This window comes from Burkholderia latens, assembly GCF_001718795.1.
GTDB lineage: Bacteria > Pseudomonadota > Gammaproteobacteria > Burkholderiales > Burkholderiaceae > Burkholderia > Burkholderia latens_A.
In genome coordinates, this window is sequence record NZ_CP013438.1 from 2055598 (window position 1) to 2072186 (window position 16589).

Annotated in this window: 15 protein-coding genes; 6 read left to right on the top strand and 9 right to left on the bottom strand. The window is 67.1% G+C overall.

Annotated elements, in window-relative coordinates:
- The first annotated feature begins 212 nt into the window (after nucleotides 1–212).
- Both WK25_RS28380 and WK25_RS28385 read left to right on the top strand, forming a co-directional pair.
- Nucleotides 213–2105, top strand: a complete 1893-nt coding sequence (locus tag WK25_RS28380; protein WP_069243358.1) for a bifunctional sugar phosphate isomerase/epimerase/4-hydroxyphenylpyruvate dioxygenase family protein — start codon at nucleotides 213–215, stop codon at nucleotides 2103–2105.
- Nucleotides 2106–2389: 284 nt separating this feature from the next.
- Nucleotides 2390–2653, top strand: a complete 264-nt coding sequence (locus tag WK25_RS28385) for a hypothetical protein (protein ID WP_040138732.1) — start codon at nucleotides 2390–2392, stop codon at nucleotides 2651–2653.
- 68 nt (nucleotides 2654–2721) lie between these two features.
- Here WK25_RS28385 and WK25_RS28390 read toward each other — a convergent pair whose 3' ends face one another.
- Entirely contained in the window at nucleotides 2722–3516 is a 795-nt protein-coding gene (locus WK25_RS28390; RefSeq protein ID WP_040138733.1) for an AraC family transcriptional regulator, read from the bottom strand.
- Between the two features lie 195 nt (nucleotides 3517–3711).
- Between WK25_RS28390 and WK25_RS28395 the strand changes: the two genes are divergently transcribed.
- From WK25_RS28395 to WK25_RS28405, 3 genes are all read left to right on the top strand, one after another.
- On the top strand, nucleotides 3712–4020 hold the full coding sequence (locus WK25_RS28395; RefSeq protein WP_069243359.1) for a hypothetical protein: 309 nt from the start codon (nucleotides 3712–3714) through the stop codon (nucleotides 4018–4020).
- A gap of 190 nt (nucleotides 4021–4210) precedes the next feature.
- A complete protein-coding gene (locus WK25_RS28400) occupies nucleotides 4211–5347 on the top strand; it encodes a branched-chain amino acid ABC transporter substrate-binding protein (protein WP_040140826.1) in 1137 nt (378 codons plus the stop codon).
- 322 nt (nucleotides 5348–5669) lie between these two features.
- On the top strand, nucleotides 5670–6980 hold the full coding sequence (locus WK25_RS28405) for an MFS transporter (protein ID WP_040138735.1): 1311 nt from the start codon (nucleotides 5670–5672) through the stop codon (nucleotides 6978–6980).
- A gap of 144 nt (nucleotides 6981–7124) precedes the next feature.
- On the opposite strand, the gene WK25_RS28410 is transcribed toward WK25_RS28405, so the two are convergent.
- The 4 genes from WK25_RS28410 to garD form a co-directional block, all read right to left on the bottom strand.
- The gene (locus WK25_RS28410) at nucleotides 7125–7562 is read right to left on the bottom strand and encodes a DoxX family protein (protein ID WP_040138736.1); all 438 of its coding nucleotides are present in this window, start codon (nucleotides 7560–7562) and stop codon (nucleotides 7125–7127) included.
- Nucleotides 7563–7787: 225 nt separating this feature from the next.
- The gene (locus tag WK25_RS28415) at nucleotides 7788–8243 is read right to left on the bottom strand and encodes an RbsD/FucU family protein (RefSeq protein ID WP_040138737.1); all 456 of its coding nucleotides are present in this window, start codon (nucleotides 8241–8243) and stop codon (nucleotides 7788–7790) included.
- Between the two features lie 79 nt (nucleotides 8244–8322).
- Nucleotides 8323–8715, bottom strand: coding sequence for a nuclear transport factor 2 family protein (locus WK25_RS28420; protein WP_059548287.1), 393 nt, complete (start codon nucleotides 8713–8715; stop codon nucleotides 8323–8325).
- Nucleotides 8716–8894: 179 nt separating this feature from the next.
- Complete coding sequence (gene garD / locus WK25_RS28425) at nucleotides 8895–10448, bottom strand: galactarate dehydratase (protein ID WP_069243360.1); 1554 nt, start codon at nucleotides 10446–10448, stop codon at nucleotides 8895–8897.
- Between the two features lie 230 nt (nucleotides 10449–10678).
- Here garD and kdgD point away from each other — a divergent pair, with 230 nt between their 5' ends.
- The gene (gene kdgD, locus WK25_RS28430) at nucleotides 10679–11593 is read left to right on the top strand and encodes a 5-dehydro-4-deoxyglucarate dehydratase (protein ID WP_040138740.1); all 915 of its coding nucleotides are present in this window, start codon (nucleotides 10679–10681) and stop codon (nucleotides 11591–11593) included.
- Between the two features lie 184 nt (nucleotides 11594–11777).
- Here the strand turns inward: kdgD and WK25_RS28435 are convergent, their stop codons facing one another.
- From WK25_RS28435 to WK25_RS28450, 4 genes are all read right to left on the bottom strand, one after another.
- Nucleotides 11778–12329 (bottom strand): hypothetical protein, encoded by a 552-nt coding sequence (locus WK25_RS28435; protein WP_069243361.1) that lies wholly within the window; start codon nucleotides 12327–12329, stop codon nucleotides 11778–11780.
- Between the two features lie 373 nt (nucleotides 12330–12702).
- Nucleotides 12703–14280 carry an aldehyde dehydrogenase (NADP(+)) gene (locus WK25_RS28440; protein WP_040138742.1) on the bottom strand — a complete coding sequence of 526 codons (1578 nt, stop codon included), beginning with the start codon at nucleotides 14278–14280 and terminating at the stop codon, nucleotides 12703–12705.
- Between the two features lie 476 nt (nucleotides 14281–14756).
- Nucleotides 14757–15482, bottom strand: coding sequence for a site-2 protease family protein (locus tag WK25_RS28445; protein ID WP_040138743.1), 726 nt, complete (start codon nucleotides 15480–15482; stop codon nucleotides 14757–14759).
- Nucleotides 15479–16432, bottom strand: coding sequence for a DUF2167 domain-containing protein (locus WK25_RS28450; RefSeq protein WP_040138744.1), 954 nt, complete (start codon nucleotides 16430–16432; stop codon nucleotides 15479–15481). Before WK25_RS28450 ends, WK25_RS28445 begins: the two co-directional genes overlap by 4 nt.
- Between the last annotated feature and the right edge of the window lie 157 nt (nucleotides 16433–16589).

Here is a 16589-nt window from a genome sequence, read left to right on the forward strand (position 1 = left end):
CCCGTGACAATCAGGATGTGGCGCTAGTGTGCGCCGGCGCGAGCCCGCTGTCTTTTCGGGTTTTCGCTTATTTGTACCATCTAGTTAGTTTGTATAATCTGCGTCACTTCCCTAGTAAATTGGGGATATGGCATCCGCAACGAATTCAACGACTGGTTCATTCCCGCCCCATTCGGCCGACGCCACATCCCGCTCACCCGCAGGATTCGCCCATGCAGCGCTCGATCGCCACGGTGTCACTGTCCGGCACGCTCGCCGAGAAGCTCGCAGCCATCAAGGCCGCCGGTTTCGACGGTGTCGAAATCTTCGAGAACGACCTCGTGTACTTCGACGGCTCGCCCGCCGACGTGCGGCGCATGGCCGCCGATCTCGGCCTGGACATCGTGCTGTTCCAGCCCTTTCGCGACTTCGAGGGCGTGAGCGCGGCGCAGCTCGCGCGCAATCTCGACCGCATCCGTCGCAAGTTCGACGTGATGCACGCGCTCGGCACCGATCGCATCCTGGTATGCAGCAGCGTGTCGCCCGACGCGATCGCGGACGACGCGCTGCTGATCGACCAGCTCGGCACGCTCGCCGAAGCGGCGCGGCAGGCCGGCGTGGTCGCCGCGTACGAGGCGCTCGCGTGGGGCAGCGTCGTGAAACGGTACGGTCACGCGTGGCAGCTCGTGAATGCGGTCAACAGCCCGCACCTCGGCCTCGCGCTCGACAGCTTCCATACGCTGTCGCTCGACGACTCGCCTGACGCGATCGCCGACATTCCGGGCGACCGGATCGCATTCGTTCAGATTGCCGATGCGCCGAAGCTCGCGATGGACGTGCTCGAATGGAGCCGCCACTACCGCTCGTTCCCCGGCCAGGGCGACTTCGACTTGGCGCGCTTCACGGCCCGCGTGATCGAGTCCGGTTATACGGGGCCGCTGTCGCTGGAGATCTTCAACGACGGCTTCCGCGCCGCGCCGACCGCGATCACGGCCGCCGACGGCCACCGCTCGCTGCTCTATCTGGAAGAACTGACGCGCGCGCGACTCGCGCAGGACGGCCGCACGCCGTCCGCCGGGCAACCGCTGTTCGCACCGCCGGCGCCGCCCGCGCACGTGGGGTTCCAGTTCATCGAATTCGCGGTCGACGCGCAGGCAGCGGCCACCGTCGGCGAATGGCTCGGCCGTATGCGGTTCCGGCTCGCGGGTCGCCACCGGTCGAAGGACGTGACGCTGTTCCAGCACGGCGCGGCGTCGATCGTGCTGAACGCCGAGCGCGATTCGTTCGCCGATGCGTTCTTCCAGCAGCACGGGTTGTCGCTGTGCGCGTCGGCGTTCCGCGTCGACGACGCGAATGTCGCGTTCGAACGCGCGGCGGGCTTCGGCTATGCGCCGTTTTCCGGGCGCGTCGGCCCGAACGAGCGCGTGCTGCCGAGCGTGAAGGCGCCGGACGGCAGCCTCGAATACTTCGTCGACGAAGCGCCGAACGCGCCGACGCTGTACGAATCGGATTTCGTGCTCACCGACATCGACGGCCCGACCGAGGTCGGCCCGCTGACGGGTATCGATCATGTCTGCCTCGCGCTGCCGGCCGACGCGCTCGATACCTGGATCCTGTTCTTCAAGACCGCTTTCGGCTTCGAGGCAGAGCGCAGCTGGCTCGTACCGGATCCGTACGGCCTGATGCGCAGCCGCGCGGTGCGCAGCGCCGACGGCTCGGTGCGAATTGCACTGAATGCATCGGTCGACCGTCATACGGCCGTTGCCGAATCGCTCGACCGCTATCACGGCACGGGGCTGAATCACGTCGCGTTCCGCACCGACGACATCGTGAAGACGGTCGCCGCGCTCGCGGCCGACGGCGTGCCGTTCCTGCGGATTCCGCCGAACTACTACGACGATCTGGCCGCACGCTACGCACTGCCCGACGAGATGATCGACACGCTGAGCGCGCACCATCTGCTGTACGACCGCGACGAAAGCGGCGGCGAATTCCTGCACGCATACACGGAACTGGTCGACGGCCGGTTCTCGCTGGAAATCGTCGAGCGGCGCGGCGGTTACGACGGCTACGGCGCGGCGAACGCGGCCGTGCGCCTCGCCGCGCAGGCGCAGCGCAAGAAATAAGAGGGGTATGAATCGGATCGGGCGCAGGCGGAACCGGAACACCGGCAGACGCCACACCGCGCGGCGGGCAGACGCACCATCGTGCGCAACGCCGCCGCACAGAGCCGCCCGGCAAGGCTCGGCGCGCTGGCGCGCGGAATGCGCCCCGCGCCGGCGTTACATCCGGTAACGGACGCCGCACCGCACCATTGGCCTGCCCGCCGCGCGTTTAAGAATCGCTTAAGTCTTCGACGGCACCATCCGGAACCAACCACCCGATGGATATCCCGAAAAGGAGGACAGCGATGAGCGCCGTAGATGCACCCGCGGGCCGCCCGGCCGCCCCCCCTGCGAAAAAGACGATGCTGCGCCGCTTGCTCAGCCATCACGAGATCGCGACGCTGCTCGTGCTGCTGCACGCACCGATCGGCGCGAATGCGAAGCCCGAATTGCCCGCGCTGCAGGAAGCCGGACTCGTCGAGATGATCAAGCTCGACGCCGACACCTCGCCGAGCTTCCGCCTGACGGAGGACGGCACGGCCGTCTTGAAAGGCCTCGGCTACCGCTGAGCCATCGCTTCCCCGTTCCCGCACCACCCCGATCATCCGATGCGCCGGCCCGAGGCCGGCGCATCGCGTCAACCTGCCCGATCCTGCAGCATCAGCCGGTATTCGGTCGGCGTCACGCCGACCGTCGCCTTGAACTGGCGCGTGAACGCGCTGTGATCCGTATAGCCGCATAGCGCCGCGACGTCCGTTACCTTGTCGTGCGTGACGAGCAGCGCCGTAGCCGCCTCGAGCCGCGTCTTCAGCAGCACCTGGCGCGGCGTCAGGTGAAACACCTTGTGGAAGTAGCGCTCGAGCTGCGCGACCGACATCCCCGCCATCTGCGCGAGGTGCTTCAGGTTCAGCGGCTGCACGTAGTGATCCTGGATGTGCTGCACGACGTCGGCAAGCTTGCTGTATGCCGGATGCGAACCCTCGTGCGCCTTCAGGTCGCGCGAGATCCCCGCGAGGCCGACCACCTTGCCGGCCGCGTCGCGCAGCGGCTCCTTGCAGGTCAGGCACCAGCCCGGCTGACGGCCCGGATACAGGTGCAGCTCAAGCTGATCCATCAACTGCTGGCCGGCATTGATCGTCGCCATGTCCTGCTCGAAATAAGTCCGGCCGAAGCGGCGCGGAAACACTTCGTCGGTCGTCTTGCCGAGCAGGTCGCGCTTGTCCTTGTAGCCGCAGCGCATTGCGAGCGTGCGATTGACGAGCGCGTAGCGGCCGTTCGCATCCTTCACGAAAAACGCGACGTCGGGCAGCGCGTCGAACACCGGCTCGAGCAGGCGGAAATGCGCAAGCATCGCACCAAGATCGGTGTTGTCGGGCTGGTAGCGCAACGTTTCGGACAGGGTCATGGGCGGTGCGGCAAGGAAGGTCGTCATCCCGGCGTGTGCGGAGGGAGTGGCTGATGGCGTCGATTATAGAAGCGCCCCGCGGACGCGGCGCGGCGTTCGTCGGAACGCGATCGGGTGCAGCGGGTAACGCCGCTCACGCTATCGCGCGGCCCGACGATCGTGCAATACGAGCGCTGCGCAGCCGATGGGCGATGCTCTGCTCCGTGCATACGGCGGTGCGCGATGTGCGCGCCGCCTTGCGGTTGCGCGCGCAACGACCGCAGTGCGCGTGTCCGGCGGGACGGCGTCGCGTCCGGCCGCCGCCTGTCACGCGCCTGGGCGGCCACGACGGCGTATCGCGCCGGCATCGCCATCGTCACGCCACGCCAGGCGCTCGGACCCGCCATCGTAAAAATGCCGCCGCGCCGCGTCTTGGCGGGTTTGCGCATTCAGGATGACGATTTGAGCACATATCAGGGTTATCGACGATATGCCGAAATCGTCGCCACCCGCGCACCGAACGCGCAAGACGCGCGTATTTTCGTTGCCTAGACTTCGCTCAACGGTCACGAGACGACATCCCGCCGCCGCCACGCACGCGGATTCCGGCACAACCCGCACGGCGCGCGGCACATGCGGCCCGGCTTCTGCGGGCGCCGCACAAGCGATACGTCTCGCCCGGTTTACCGCAGCGGCCCGCTGGCCGGCCGCGGCCCAACCACGCCATCAAGGGGAAGTGAAAGTGAAGCTGAAGGTATCGCACGTCGCGCTGGCTGCTGCCTGCGCACTGTCGGGCGCACACGCCATCGCCGCGGACGTCGTCAAGATCGGTTTCGCCGCACCGCTAACGGGGCCGCAGTCGAACTACGGCACGGACATGCAAAAGGGCGTACAGCTCGCGATCGCCGATTTCAACGCGACGCATCCGACGATCGGCGGCAAACCGGTCACGTTCCAGCTCGACTCGCAGGACGACCAGGCCGACCCGCGCACCGGCACGACGGTCGCACAGCGGCTGATCGACGACAACGTCAGCGGGATCATCGGCCACTTCAACTCGGGCACGAGCATCCCCGCGTCCGACCTGTACGATCGCGCAGGGCTGCCGCAGATCTCGATGGCGACGTCGCCGCAGTACACCGCGCGCGGCTACAAGACGACCTACCGGCTGCTGACGAGCGACGCGCAGGCCGGCCGCATCGTCGGCACGTACGCGGTGAAGACGCTGCATTTCAAGCGCATCGCGATCATCGACGACCGCACCGCCTATGGGCAGGGCATCGCCGACGAATTCGCGAAAGCCGTGCAGGCCGCGGGCGGCACGATCGTGAAGCGTGACTTCACGAACGACAAGGCGCTCGACTTCTCGGCGATCCTGACCAACCTGAAGGGCATCAATCCCGACGCGATCTTCTACGGCGGCGGAGACGCACAGTCTTCGCCGATGATCCGCAAGATGCGCCAGCTCGGGATGAAATCGGCGTTCGTGACCGGCGAGATGTCGCGTTCGCCGACGTTCCTGAAGGTCGGCGGCGAAGCGGCCGAAGGCGCGATCGTCTACATGGGCGGGCTGCCGAAGGAAAAGATGCCCGGCTTCGCCGGCTACGCATCCCGCTACAAGGCGCGCTTCAACGAAGACGTGATCACGTATTCGCCTTATTCGTACGACGGCACGATCGCACTGCTCACCGCGATGAAGCAGGCGAACTCGACCGACCCGAAAGTCTATACGCCGTATCTCGGCAAGGTATCGATCAAGGGCGTGTCGGCGCCGAGCATCGCGTACGACGCGAAGGGCGACCTGAAGGATGCGCCGGTGACGATCTACAAGGTCGAGCGCGGCACGTTCAAGCCCGTCGACACGATCGCCGGCAACTGATTACGTCGCACCCCTGCCACGCGGCGCGGCATGCGGTTTCTCCGCCTGCCGCGCCGCGTCCGCATTGCGCGCGGCGAAGCGCCGAAGCTTTCCCCGGCCGCCTGCCGCATGCGCGCATTTCGCGCTCCTGTAGAATCCTCCCACCCGCTTCGACGCATCGTCTCCGTCGCGCCCCATCCTGGTGCGACGGCGCCTGTAACGTATTCCATCCGATACGCGACCCACGCTCGACGACGCAAGCCGCGCCTTGCCAGCCATGCCGAAAAGCGGGCCCTGGAGACGCAGCACCGACAACTACATTCGAAAACCGATCGTCCTGACCATGCAAGCTTCCGAATTGAGCGGCGTGCCTCGCGCCGCCGAACGCGCGCTCACGCGCAGCGATTACAAAACTCTTGGCCTTGCCGCACTCGGCGGCGCGCTCGAGTTCTACGACTTCATCATCTTCGTGTTCTTCGCGCCCGCGATCGGACAGCTGTTCTTCCCGCACGACATCCCCGACTGGCTGCGCCAGCTGCAGACGTTCGGCATCTTCGCGGCCGGCTATCTCGCCCGCCCGCTCGGCGGCGTGATCATGGCGCATTTCGGCGACCTGTTCGGCCGCAAGCGGATGTTCACGCTCAGCGTGCTGATGATGTCGGTGCCGACGCTGCTGATGGGGCTGCTGCCGACCTACGACACGATCGGCATCCTTGCGCCGGTGTTGCTGCTGCTGTTCCGCGTGCTGCAGGGCGCGGCGGTCGGCGGCGAAGTGCCGGGCGCATGGGTGTTCGTGTCCGAACATGTGCCGTCGCGCCACATCGGCTACGCGTGCGGCACGCTGACCGCGGGACTCACGGCCGGCATCCTGCTCGGCTCGCTGGTTGCCGCCGGCATCAACAGCCGTTACTCGGGCGCCGAAGTCACCGCATTCGCGTGGCGCATTCCGTTCCTGCTCGGCGGCGTGTTCGGCCTGTTCTCCGTGTACCTGCGCCGCTGGCTGCATGAAACGCCGGTGTTCGCGGAGATGAAGGCGAAGAAGGCGCTCGCGGCCGAGATTCCGCTGAAGGCCGTGTTGCGCGACCACGGGCGCGCGGTGATCGTATCGATGCTGCTTACGTGGATGCTGTCGGCAGCGATCGTCGTCGTGATCCTGATGACGCCTGCGCTGCTGCAAAAGCAGTTCCACCTGACGCCCGCGACCACGCTGTTCGCGAACAGCATCGCGACGCTGTGCCTCACGGCCGGCTGCATCACCGCCGGCTCGCTCGCGGGCTGGATCGGCGCGAAACGCGTGCTCGGCATCGGCGGCCTCGTGCTCGCCGCATGCTACTACCTGCTGTTCGCGCAGGTGGCGGCCGACGCATCGACGCTGCCGCTGTATTACGGGATCGCCGGCTTCGCGGTCGGCACGATCGGCGCGGTGCCGTTCGTGATGGTGCGCAGCTTTCCGGCCGTCGTGCGCTTCTCGGGCATCTCGTTCTCGTACAACGTCGCTTACGCAATCTTCGGCGGCCTTACGCCGGTGATCGTGTCGCTGATGATGAAGTCGAATCCGCTCGCGCCGGTCGTGTACGTCGCCGCGATCTGCGTGCTCGGCGCGATCGCCGTGCAGTTCGCAAAGGACGCGAAAGACCTGAAGGACGCACGCTGAACGACGGCGCGCACGCGCCGGCCGGATGAACGAAGGGCCGAATTCCGCCGCGTGCGGGTTCGGCCCTTTTGCTTTGCGTCAGTGTCGCGGCGCGCGTGCGGCGCTTCGGTCGACTCGGTTCGACTCGGCGAATCGCGGTTCGACTCAGCGCAGCACGCCGTACGACGAACTCGGCCGGCGCAGTGCGTCGATGCTCGCGCCGCCGGCACCGGTCACGAACAGCAGCAGGAACCCGCCGGCGATCGCGATGTTCTTCCAGAAGTGGATCACCATGTCGTGCTGGACCGCTGCGTCAGTCGCGTCCCAGAAATTGTGGCCAACCATTGCGGTCGCGACCGTATAGACCGCCATCAGCAATGCGAGCGGCTTCACCTTGTAGCCGACGATCAGCAGCAGCCCGCCCAGCGCCTCGATCGTGACGACGACCGGCCCCATCACCTGCGGATACGGGACGTTCACCCCGTGCAGATAGCCGATGAACTCGCCGTAGCCGAGCAGCTTCATCACGCCGCCCCACAGAAACAACGCCGCCAGCGCCAGGCGTGCGAAAAAAATGACGCCGGAATCGACGGAACGCGTCATGCCTCTCTCCTCGTATGCAAGTCGGCCGCCCGCGCGGGACGTTGCCCGTACGGTTCGTGCCGCGCGGCCCGGCGGGCGCGGCGGCAAATGGGCCAGCATAGAAGGACTTCGCGCAGCGTCCAAGAAAAAGGTTGTAGCAAATCTTTACACTGCGACGATGGCGACGCGCGACGGCGCCGCAGCGAGCCCAGCGCCCGCATCCGCGAAAAATAATGGGAACCGGCCCTAGCCCGCATCGGCCAGCAGCACGCCTTTCTTGAAGACGAAGCACCCGTAGCCGCGCAGCTCGCCGGTGACGATCACCGCATACGCTTGCTGCGCCCGCTCATAAAACGCAAAGCGATCGATGCCCGCGAGCGGCACCGCGCGCCCTTCCGCGCGGTCGATCTCCGCCTGCACTTCGCGTTGCACCGGCGGCACGGCGGCCGGATCGCCGACCACTTCCATCCGCCACACAGGCGTTTCGACGAACGTATCGAGGGGCAGCACGGACAGCACCGCGCGCGCGACTCGCGCCGAGTCGGCGCCGTCGATGCGTAGTGCGCGGCCGACGACCGTATGCTCGGCGACGGATTCCGCCGGAAAATTCGCATCGCAGATCACCACTTCATCTCCGTGGCCCATCGCACGCAGCGCGTGCAGGATGTCGGCGTGCAGCAGCGGATCGAGGTTCTTCAACATGTCGGCAAGTCTCCGGGATCGGGAACGAACTGCGTAACGTTACCCGATCCCGGACGCCTGCGGTTGTGCGCGGCTCGCGTCACGACGCCGCTGCCGGCATTTCGTCGATGAAGCCCGTGACGGACTTCAGCCGGCCCGACGCATCGACGGTGCCGAAATCCGCGCCCCGCACGATCGCCGCGCCGTCGGGCGATACGAGCGCCCACGAGAAGCGCAGATGCTGGCCGAATCCGTCGACATCGGTCGTACGGTGAAAGCGATACGCGGGGAAGCGTTCCTGCACGGCCGCGATCATCGTGTCGATGCCCGCGTGGCCGTCGCCGGCCATCAGCGGATCGCGATAAGCGGCGTCGCTCGCGTAGACGGCCTCGATCAGCGCGCGCCGCGCGGCGGCATCCGGTTCGTTCCATGCGTCGAAATAGCGGTCGATCAGCTCGGCGTGGGCGGACGAGGCGGTTTGAGCGGTATTCATGCGAGGCTCCTTGGTTGGATTGACGGAAGACCATGCCGCGAACGTTTCGGGTTCGCGTGACGCTATCGTCGCCGGCCCCGCACCGCCGGTCGATTACGTGCGAGGTAAGCAGATCGCACCGCCCAACGAAAAGCGGGCGCCCGAAGGCGCCCGCGTCGCATGCCGTCGCGTGTTGCGGATCAGGTCACCGGCGCCGGATTGAACAGCGTCAGCGCATTCGCGAGCTTCCATTGCTCGGCCCACGTGCGGCGCTTGCCGCTCGCGACGTCGAGCATCAGGCGGAACAGTTCCCAGCCCACGTCCTCGATCGTCGCCGCGCCGGTCGCGATCCGCCCCGCGTCGAGATCCATCAGATCGTGCCAGCGGCGCGCGAGATCGCTGCGCGTCGCGACCTTGATCACCGGCACCTGAGCGAGGCCGTAAGGCGTGCCGCGGCCGGTTGTGAACACGTGCAGGTTCATCCCCGCCGCGAGCTGCAGCGTGCCGCAGATGAAGTCGCTCGCGGGCGTCGCCGCATACAGCAGCCCCTTCTGTCGCGCCCGGTCGCCGGGCCGCACGACGCCGGCGATCGGCGCACTGCCCGACTTCACGATCGAGCCCATCGCCTTCTCGACGATGTTCGACAGGCCGCCCTTCTTGTTGCCGGGCGTCGTGTTCGCGCTGCGGTCGACGCGGCCGCGCTGCAGGTAGCGGTCGTACCAGTCCATCTCGCGGATGATCTCGCGGGCGACGTCCTCGCTCGCCGCGCGCGACGTGAGCTGCGCGACGCCGTCCCGCACTTCGGTCACTTCCGAAAACATGATCGTCGCGCCCGCACGCACGAGCAGGTCGGCCGCGAAGCCGACCGCCGGGTTCGCGGTCAATCCGGAAAACGCGTCGCTGCCGCCGCACTGCACGCCGACGACGAGATCCGACGCCGGGCAGGTTTCGCGACGGCGGCGGTTCAGCCGCTCGAGATGCACTTCGGCCATCTTCATGATCGAGTCGATCATCGAGTGGAAGCCGACGTGCGCAGCATCCTGCAAGCACACGACGCCGCCGTTGTCCGTCACGCCGGCGGCCGCAACGGGAATCGAGCCCGGCGGCAGCAGACGCTCGGGCTGCAGCTTCTCGCAGCCGAGGCTCACCGTCATCACCTCGCCGCCGAAATTCGGGTTCAGGCTGATGTTGCGCAGCGTGCGGATCGGGATGTCGGCGTCCGGCGCATCGATCGCAACGCCGCAGCCATACGTGTGCTCGAGCCCGACCACGTCGTCGACGTTCGGGTAGCGCGGCAGCAATTCTTCCTTGATCCGCTTCACCGCATGCTCGACGACGCCGGACACGCACTGCACGGTCGTCGTGATCGCGAGGATGTTGCGCGTGCCGACCGAGCCGTCGGGATTGCGGAAACCTTCGAACGTATAGCCTTCGAGCGGCGCCAGCGGCGGCGCGGCACGCGTCGCGAGCGGCAGATCGTCGAGGCCCGGCGGCTCGGGCATGCGCATCGTGCGTTCGTTGACCCAGCTGCCGCGGCGCAGCTCGGTGAGCGCGTAGCCGATCACCACGTTGTAGCGGACGATCGGGTCGCCGGCCGCGAGGTCGACCAGCGCGACCTTGTGACCCTGCGGCACGCCTTCGCGCAACGTCAGGCCGTCGGCGAACGTCGCGCCCTCCGGCAGGCCGCCGTCGTTGACGACGATCGCGACGTTGTCGTCCGGATGCACGCGAATGTAGAGAGGAGAAGCAGTCATCGGGATTCCTGGAGGCCCATCGTCAAATCGTTAGTCATCATACGACATTCGACGCCATCGTGCGACGCGCCGTAAACCCTGATCCGGAAAGACCCTACCCTCGGCCGGCCCGCAAACCGCTTGCATCGCTCAACCTCGCGTTGTACGATGACATACAACGACATCGCCAATGTGGCCCGGATGCCGTGCCCGACGAACCCAGCACTCGCGCTAAACGGACGACCCCAACCATGACCTCACCGCAAGAACTCAAACAGATCATTTCCGAAGGCCTTCTGTCGTTTCCGCTGACGGATTTCGACGCGGACGGCAGCTTCCGCCCGGCCACCTATGCCGAACGCCTCGAATGGCTGGCGCCGTATGGCGCGACCGCACTGTTCGCGGCCGGCGGCACCGGCGAATTCTTCTCGCTGACGCAGCGCGAGTATTCGGACGTGATTCGCGTCGCGACTGAAACCTGCAAGGGCAAGGTGCCGATTCTCGCGGGCGCCGGCGGCGCGACGCGCGTCGCGATCGAATATGCGCAAGAGGCCGAGCGCCTCGGCGCGAGCGGCGTGCTGCTGATGCCGCACTATCTGACCGAAGCGAGCCAGGAAGGCATTGCCGAGCACGTCGAGCAGGTGTGCCGCTCGCTGAAGATCGGCGTCGTGGTGTACAACCGTGCGAATTCGAAGCTGAACGCCGACATGCTCGAGCGCCTGGCCGATCGTTGCCCGAACCTGATCGGCTTCAAGGACGGCGTCGGCGAAATCGAAAGCATGGTCACGATCCGCCGCCGCCTCGGCGATCGCTTTGCCTATCTCGGCGGCCTGCCGACGGCCGAAGTCTACGCAGCCGCGTACAAGGCGCTCGGCGTGCCGGTGTACTCGTCGGCGGTGTTCAATTTCATCCCGAAGACGGCGATGGCATTCTACGAAGCGATCGCGAAGGACGACCACGCGACGGTCGGCCGCCTGATCGACGAGTTCTTCCTGCCGTACCTGCAAATCCGCAACCGGCGCGCCGGTTACGCGGTCAGCATCGTGAAGGCGGGCGCGAAGCTCGTCGGCCACGACGCGGGCCCGGTGCGCGCGCCGCTCGTCGACCTGACCGAAGCCGAGCTCGCCGAACTCGACGTGCTGATCAGGAAGATGGGCCCGCAGTAAGCGAACGCGCCCGGCAGCGGGCGCGGCATTCAGCCGGGCCACCCGCCGTCGGCCGTTCGCGTTGTGATCGCTCGCGCATGCCGCGAGCGTTTTCATTTGCGCGAAACCACGCGTGCATCCGCAGCGATGCATGCATGGTCTATCACGGCGCGGCTTCCTGCCACGCCGCTCTACGCGGCCGCCGTCACATCTGCGCGATGATCCCGACGATCCGGTGACGCACGATACCGAGCCTGATCCGCGTCGACTCGACCTGCACCTGCGTGCCAGCCCGTGCCCGTGCGGTCGATGCACCGTCGAGAATCTGCGCGAGCACGTCGCGATCGACGACCGCATCGAAGAACCGGCCGACCGTGATCGTCGCGGATTGCTTGGCGATGGTGAGCTGATTGTTCGCCTGCGTCAGTGCTTCGGTGCGCGCGCGCTGATCGTGTTCGTCGATGTCGCGGCGATATTTCAGCGCGTACACCAGTGCTTCCATGTCCTGCCGGAAGCGGCGAACGGCGTGGCCGAATGCGAGCGAATGCGCATCGGAATCGGTGACGACGCGCCCCTGGTTGATCGTGATGTCGAATTCGCTGCCGCCCAGGTCGCGCCGCAATTCGACAAGCGTGTCGGCGAGCACGCGCCCTTCGCTGTATTCGCCGATCTGGGTACGAACGGATTGGGCGACGTCGCCGATCGCCTTCCATAATCCGGCGGCGAACAGATGGTCGCCGCGCTTGCTGATGTTCATCGGATGGTTCCTTGTTGGATTTTTTCGCGCTCTCAGGCTCGCCAGCGGACCGGGCGGTCCGAGGCCTCGCTACTGTAGGAGAAAATCGGGAAACGGGGAAGCCGGCCCGTCGAGCCGGCACCTCATGGCTCATCCGCTTGCCTCGGCCAGGCTGGCCGCCGGCAGCAAGCGGTGGACTCGCGATCGGCGCGTGCTGGACGCACCCGGGCAGCTGCAACGCGTCGCGCCCCCTCGCCGGCCGCACGACAAGGGCGGCTCGACAGCCTGCCATCGACGAAAAACGGCGGACGCGCCCGTGGGCACCGTCCGCCGCCGTGTTCCAACGTACCGCAACGCGCCTCTGCCGGCGCGCGCCTTTAGCCGTTTCTCACCGTTACTCCGCCTTCCCGTCGCGCAATCGCGGAATGGCGAGCGGATTGCTTTCCTGCAACCCTTCCGGCAGCAGGTCGTCCGGGAAGTCCTGATAGCACACCGGCCGCAGGAAGCGGTCGATCGCGGTGGCGCCGACCGACGTCACCGCCGGGTTCGACGTCGCCGGGAACGGACCGCCGTGCACCATCGCATCGCATACCTCGACTCCGGTCGGGAAGCCGTTGACGAGCAGGCGGCCGGCCTTGCGCTCGAGGATCGGCAGCAGGCGGCGCGCGAGCGGCTTGTCGTCGGCGTCCATCTGCAGCGTGGCCGTCAGCTGGCCCTCGAGCGCGTCGAGCACGCGCGCAACTTCGTCGAGATCGCGGCAGCGCACGATCAGCGACGCCGGCCCGAACACTTCGTGGCCGAACGCCGGCTCGGACAGGAACGCCTGCGCGGCGACTTCATACAACGCGCCGCCCGCCTGGCATTCGGTCTGCGCCGCCTCGCCCGCGCCGATTTCACGCACGCCAGGCAGTTCGGCCAGCTTGCCGCGGCCGTTGCGATACGCGTCGGCGATGCCGCGCGTCAGCATCACGCCGGCCGGCTTCTTCGCGAGCGCCTGCGCGGCAGCCGCCTCGAAACGGTCGAGATCGGGGCCGTCGACGGCCAGCACGAGGCCCGGGTTCGTGCAGAACTGGCCGGTGCCGAGCGTCAGCGAATCGACGAAGCCGGTCGCGATCGCGTCGGCACGTGCGGCCAGCGCGGCCGGGAACAGCACGACCGGATTGATGCTGCTCATTTCCGCATAGACCGGAATCGGCTGCGGACGCGCATTCGCAAGCTGCACGAGCGCCATCCCGCCCTGCCGCGATCCGGTGAAACCGACGGCCTGGATCGCCGGATGGCTGACGAGCGCGGCACCGATTACGCGACCGGGCCCGATCAGCAACGAGAACACGCCGGCCGGCATCCCGCATTTGGCGACCGCCGCCCGAATCGCGCGGCCGACCAGCTCGGACGTGCCGAGATGCGCCTCGTGAGCCTTCACGATCACCGGGCAGCCGGCCGCCAGCGCCGACGCGGTATCGCCTCCGGCCACCGAGAACGCGAGCGGGAAGTTGCTCGCGCCGAACACGACGACGGGCCCGAGCCCGATCTTCTGCAGCCGCAGGTCCGCGCGCGGCAGCGGCGTGCGCGCGGGCTGCGCGGGATCGATCGACGCGGCGAGGAAACGGCCGTCGCGCACGACGCGCGCGAACAACCGGAGCTGGCCGACCGTGCGGCCGCGCTCGCCCTGCAGCCGCGCGACGGGCAGCCCCGTTTCCGCATGCGCACGTTCGATCAGGGTGTCGCCGAGCGCGACGATTTCATCGGCGATCGCTTCGAGAAACGCCGCGCGGGCCGAAAGCGGCTGCGTGCGATACGCGTCGAAGGCGTCGCGCGCGAGCGCGCACGCGCGCTCGACGTCGGCCTGCGTGCCGACGCCGAACGCCGGTTCGTCGATCGGCGCGCCTTTCGTCGGGTCGAACGCGCGCAACGCGCCGGCCGAGCCGGCCACCGCGTCGGCGCCGATCAGCATCTGTCCAGTCAGTTGCATGGGAATGCTCCGTGGGTCGGGAAGGGTCTGCACATTGTAGCTGAACAGATACGATGTCTGCCGACAGACTCGCACATTTATGCCGGCGCTATCGTTGCACGCGCCTTACCCTCCACCCCTTATTTGTCGGCATTTTCCGCGATGCTAGTGCATCGCCCCACGCCTTCACACCGAAAAGCCGAGGCTTCTGCTGGGCGACATTGCCCGTAAAACCCCATCTTATGTCATACGACAACATATGTTATAGCAAGTGACCGAATCCACCCGAATACCGCCTCGGCGGGGGCGAACGCTCGCGCACAAAATGCCGATCGCGGGGAAATGCTGCCGTCGGTGGGCGTCATCGGCGGCAATTGCGCCGACAGCGACGTGCTCGTGATCGTGCCGATGGCGTGGCGTTCTTCGGCAAGGCTCCCGAGAGCATGCGGGAAGACGACGGCGGCCGCGCATGAGCGGCCGCCCCCTTTTCACATCGCTCAGGCCGCCGAATGCGCGACGCGCAGCATGTCGTGCACGCCGGACGTCATCAGCGCGAGAAACGCGAGCAGGCCGACGTAGCACAGCGCGTAGGTCGTTTTCGTCTCGACCGACGTCGTGTAGTACGCGCGGTTCTCCGGCGCGTCGGGATCGTAGCGCCACGCGCGCTTCAACTGCGGCAGCGCGAGGATCGCCATCACGATCAGCAGCGGGCTCGGCCGGTACGCGAACAGCGCGATCAGCACGGGCACGCCCGCGAACCAGATGCGCGGCGACAGCACCGCCGTGATGCGTCCGCCATCGAACGGCGACAGCGGAATCATGTTGAACAGGTTCAGGAAGAAACCCGTATAGGCGAGTGCAAGCAGCAGGTTGCTGTCGTAGTGCCGCGCGGCCGCGTAGCAGGCCAGCGCGCCGAGCGTGCCGACGAACGGCCCGGCCAGCCCGACGTATGCTTCGGTTTCGGCGTCGTGCGGCATCTCCTTCAGCTGGATCCATGCGCCGACGAACGGGATGAACGTCGGCAGCCCCACATCGAGCCCGCGCCGCTGCGCGGCCACGTAGTGGCCGGCTTCGTGGACCAGCAGCAGCGCGACGAAGCCGGCCGCGAAGCGCCACCCGTAGAACAGCGCGTAGACCGCGATCGACGCCAGCATGGTGCCCGCCGACATCAGCACCTTGCCGAGCTTCAGGCCGCCGAAGATCAGCAACAGCAGCTTCGTCATTCCTTGCGCTCCGTGCCGGACACGGCGGCAGCGTCGGCGACGACCGGCACGGCCGCCGGCTTCGGCTTACGCCCGAAGAAGCGCTTCAGCGCCGCGCCGCCCGCCAGCAACGCGACCGCCCCGATCTTGAAGAACTTCACGGCGAATGCGCCGATCAGCGCGAGCAGCCCGAGCTTCTTCGCGCCGACGCCGACGATCAGCGCCGCAAGCCCGTACTCGGCAACGTGGTCGGTCGACTTGTTGAAATCGGCGTAGCGCTTGCCGTCGTTGAAGCGGATGTTCGCGAGCAGGTCGTCGGCCGATGCCTTGTACTTCGGCAGATCGGCGAGCGTGGATGCCATCGTCAGCGACAGGTAGCCGTCGCGGCCGAGCACGAGCGTCCGGTAGTTCACGCCGTCGCTCTGCGGATTCGCGGGCGCGCCCTTGTCGCGGATGATCGCGGACCACACGAGCCGGTGCGTGGCGGCGTCGTACGCGGGCGGCTGCGCCCAGCCGACCACCTCCGTCTCGGGCAGCCCGCGTTCCTTGCGCGCCGGGTTGTTTTCCTCGGTGCCGGCCTGCAGGCTCTTCAGCAATTCGTCGCGTTTCCAGTCCTTCGCGTCATCGTCGCGGATGTAGCCGCTCGGCTCGAACGACACGACCGAGATCCAGTCGGCGTCCGGGTCCTGGGGCAGCACGAGGCCGACCAGCTTCGATTCGTCGATCGAGTTGCCCATCGAACGCAGGTAGCGGCCGGCTTCGGCGGCCGGCACGAACGACTCCCCGGCCTTCAGCTTCAGCACGGCTTCGCGCTTGACGTCGATATCGGCGGGACCGTTCACGACGGCCTTGTTGGCGGCCGCGGCGGCCGCTCTCATTTCGACCTGCGCGGCTTCGGTTTGCGCGTGGCTGCTGGTCGCGGCGAGCGCGAGCATCGCCACGCATGCGACGCGGACGGCGAGTTTTTTCATTGTTGGATTCCCCCGGAATGCCTTGTTGTGAATGTGCGCGGCATACGGCCCGGGCGCTGCGGTCGCGGGTCCGATGCCGCCTCTCAGGTGGCACGGGGGTTATGGTAACGCAGCGTCGGTCCGCATCCGGGAACGAAAATGCGGGGGCGCAACGGAG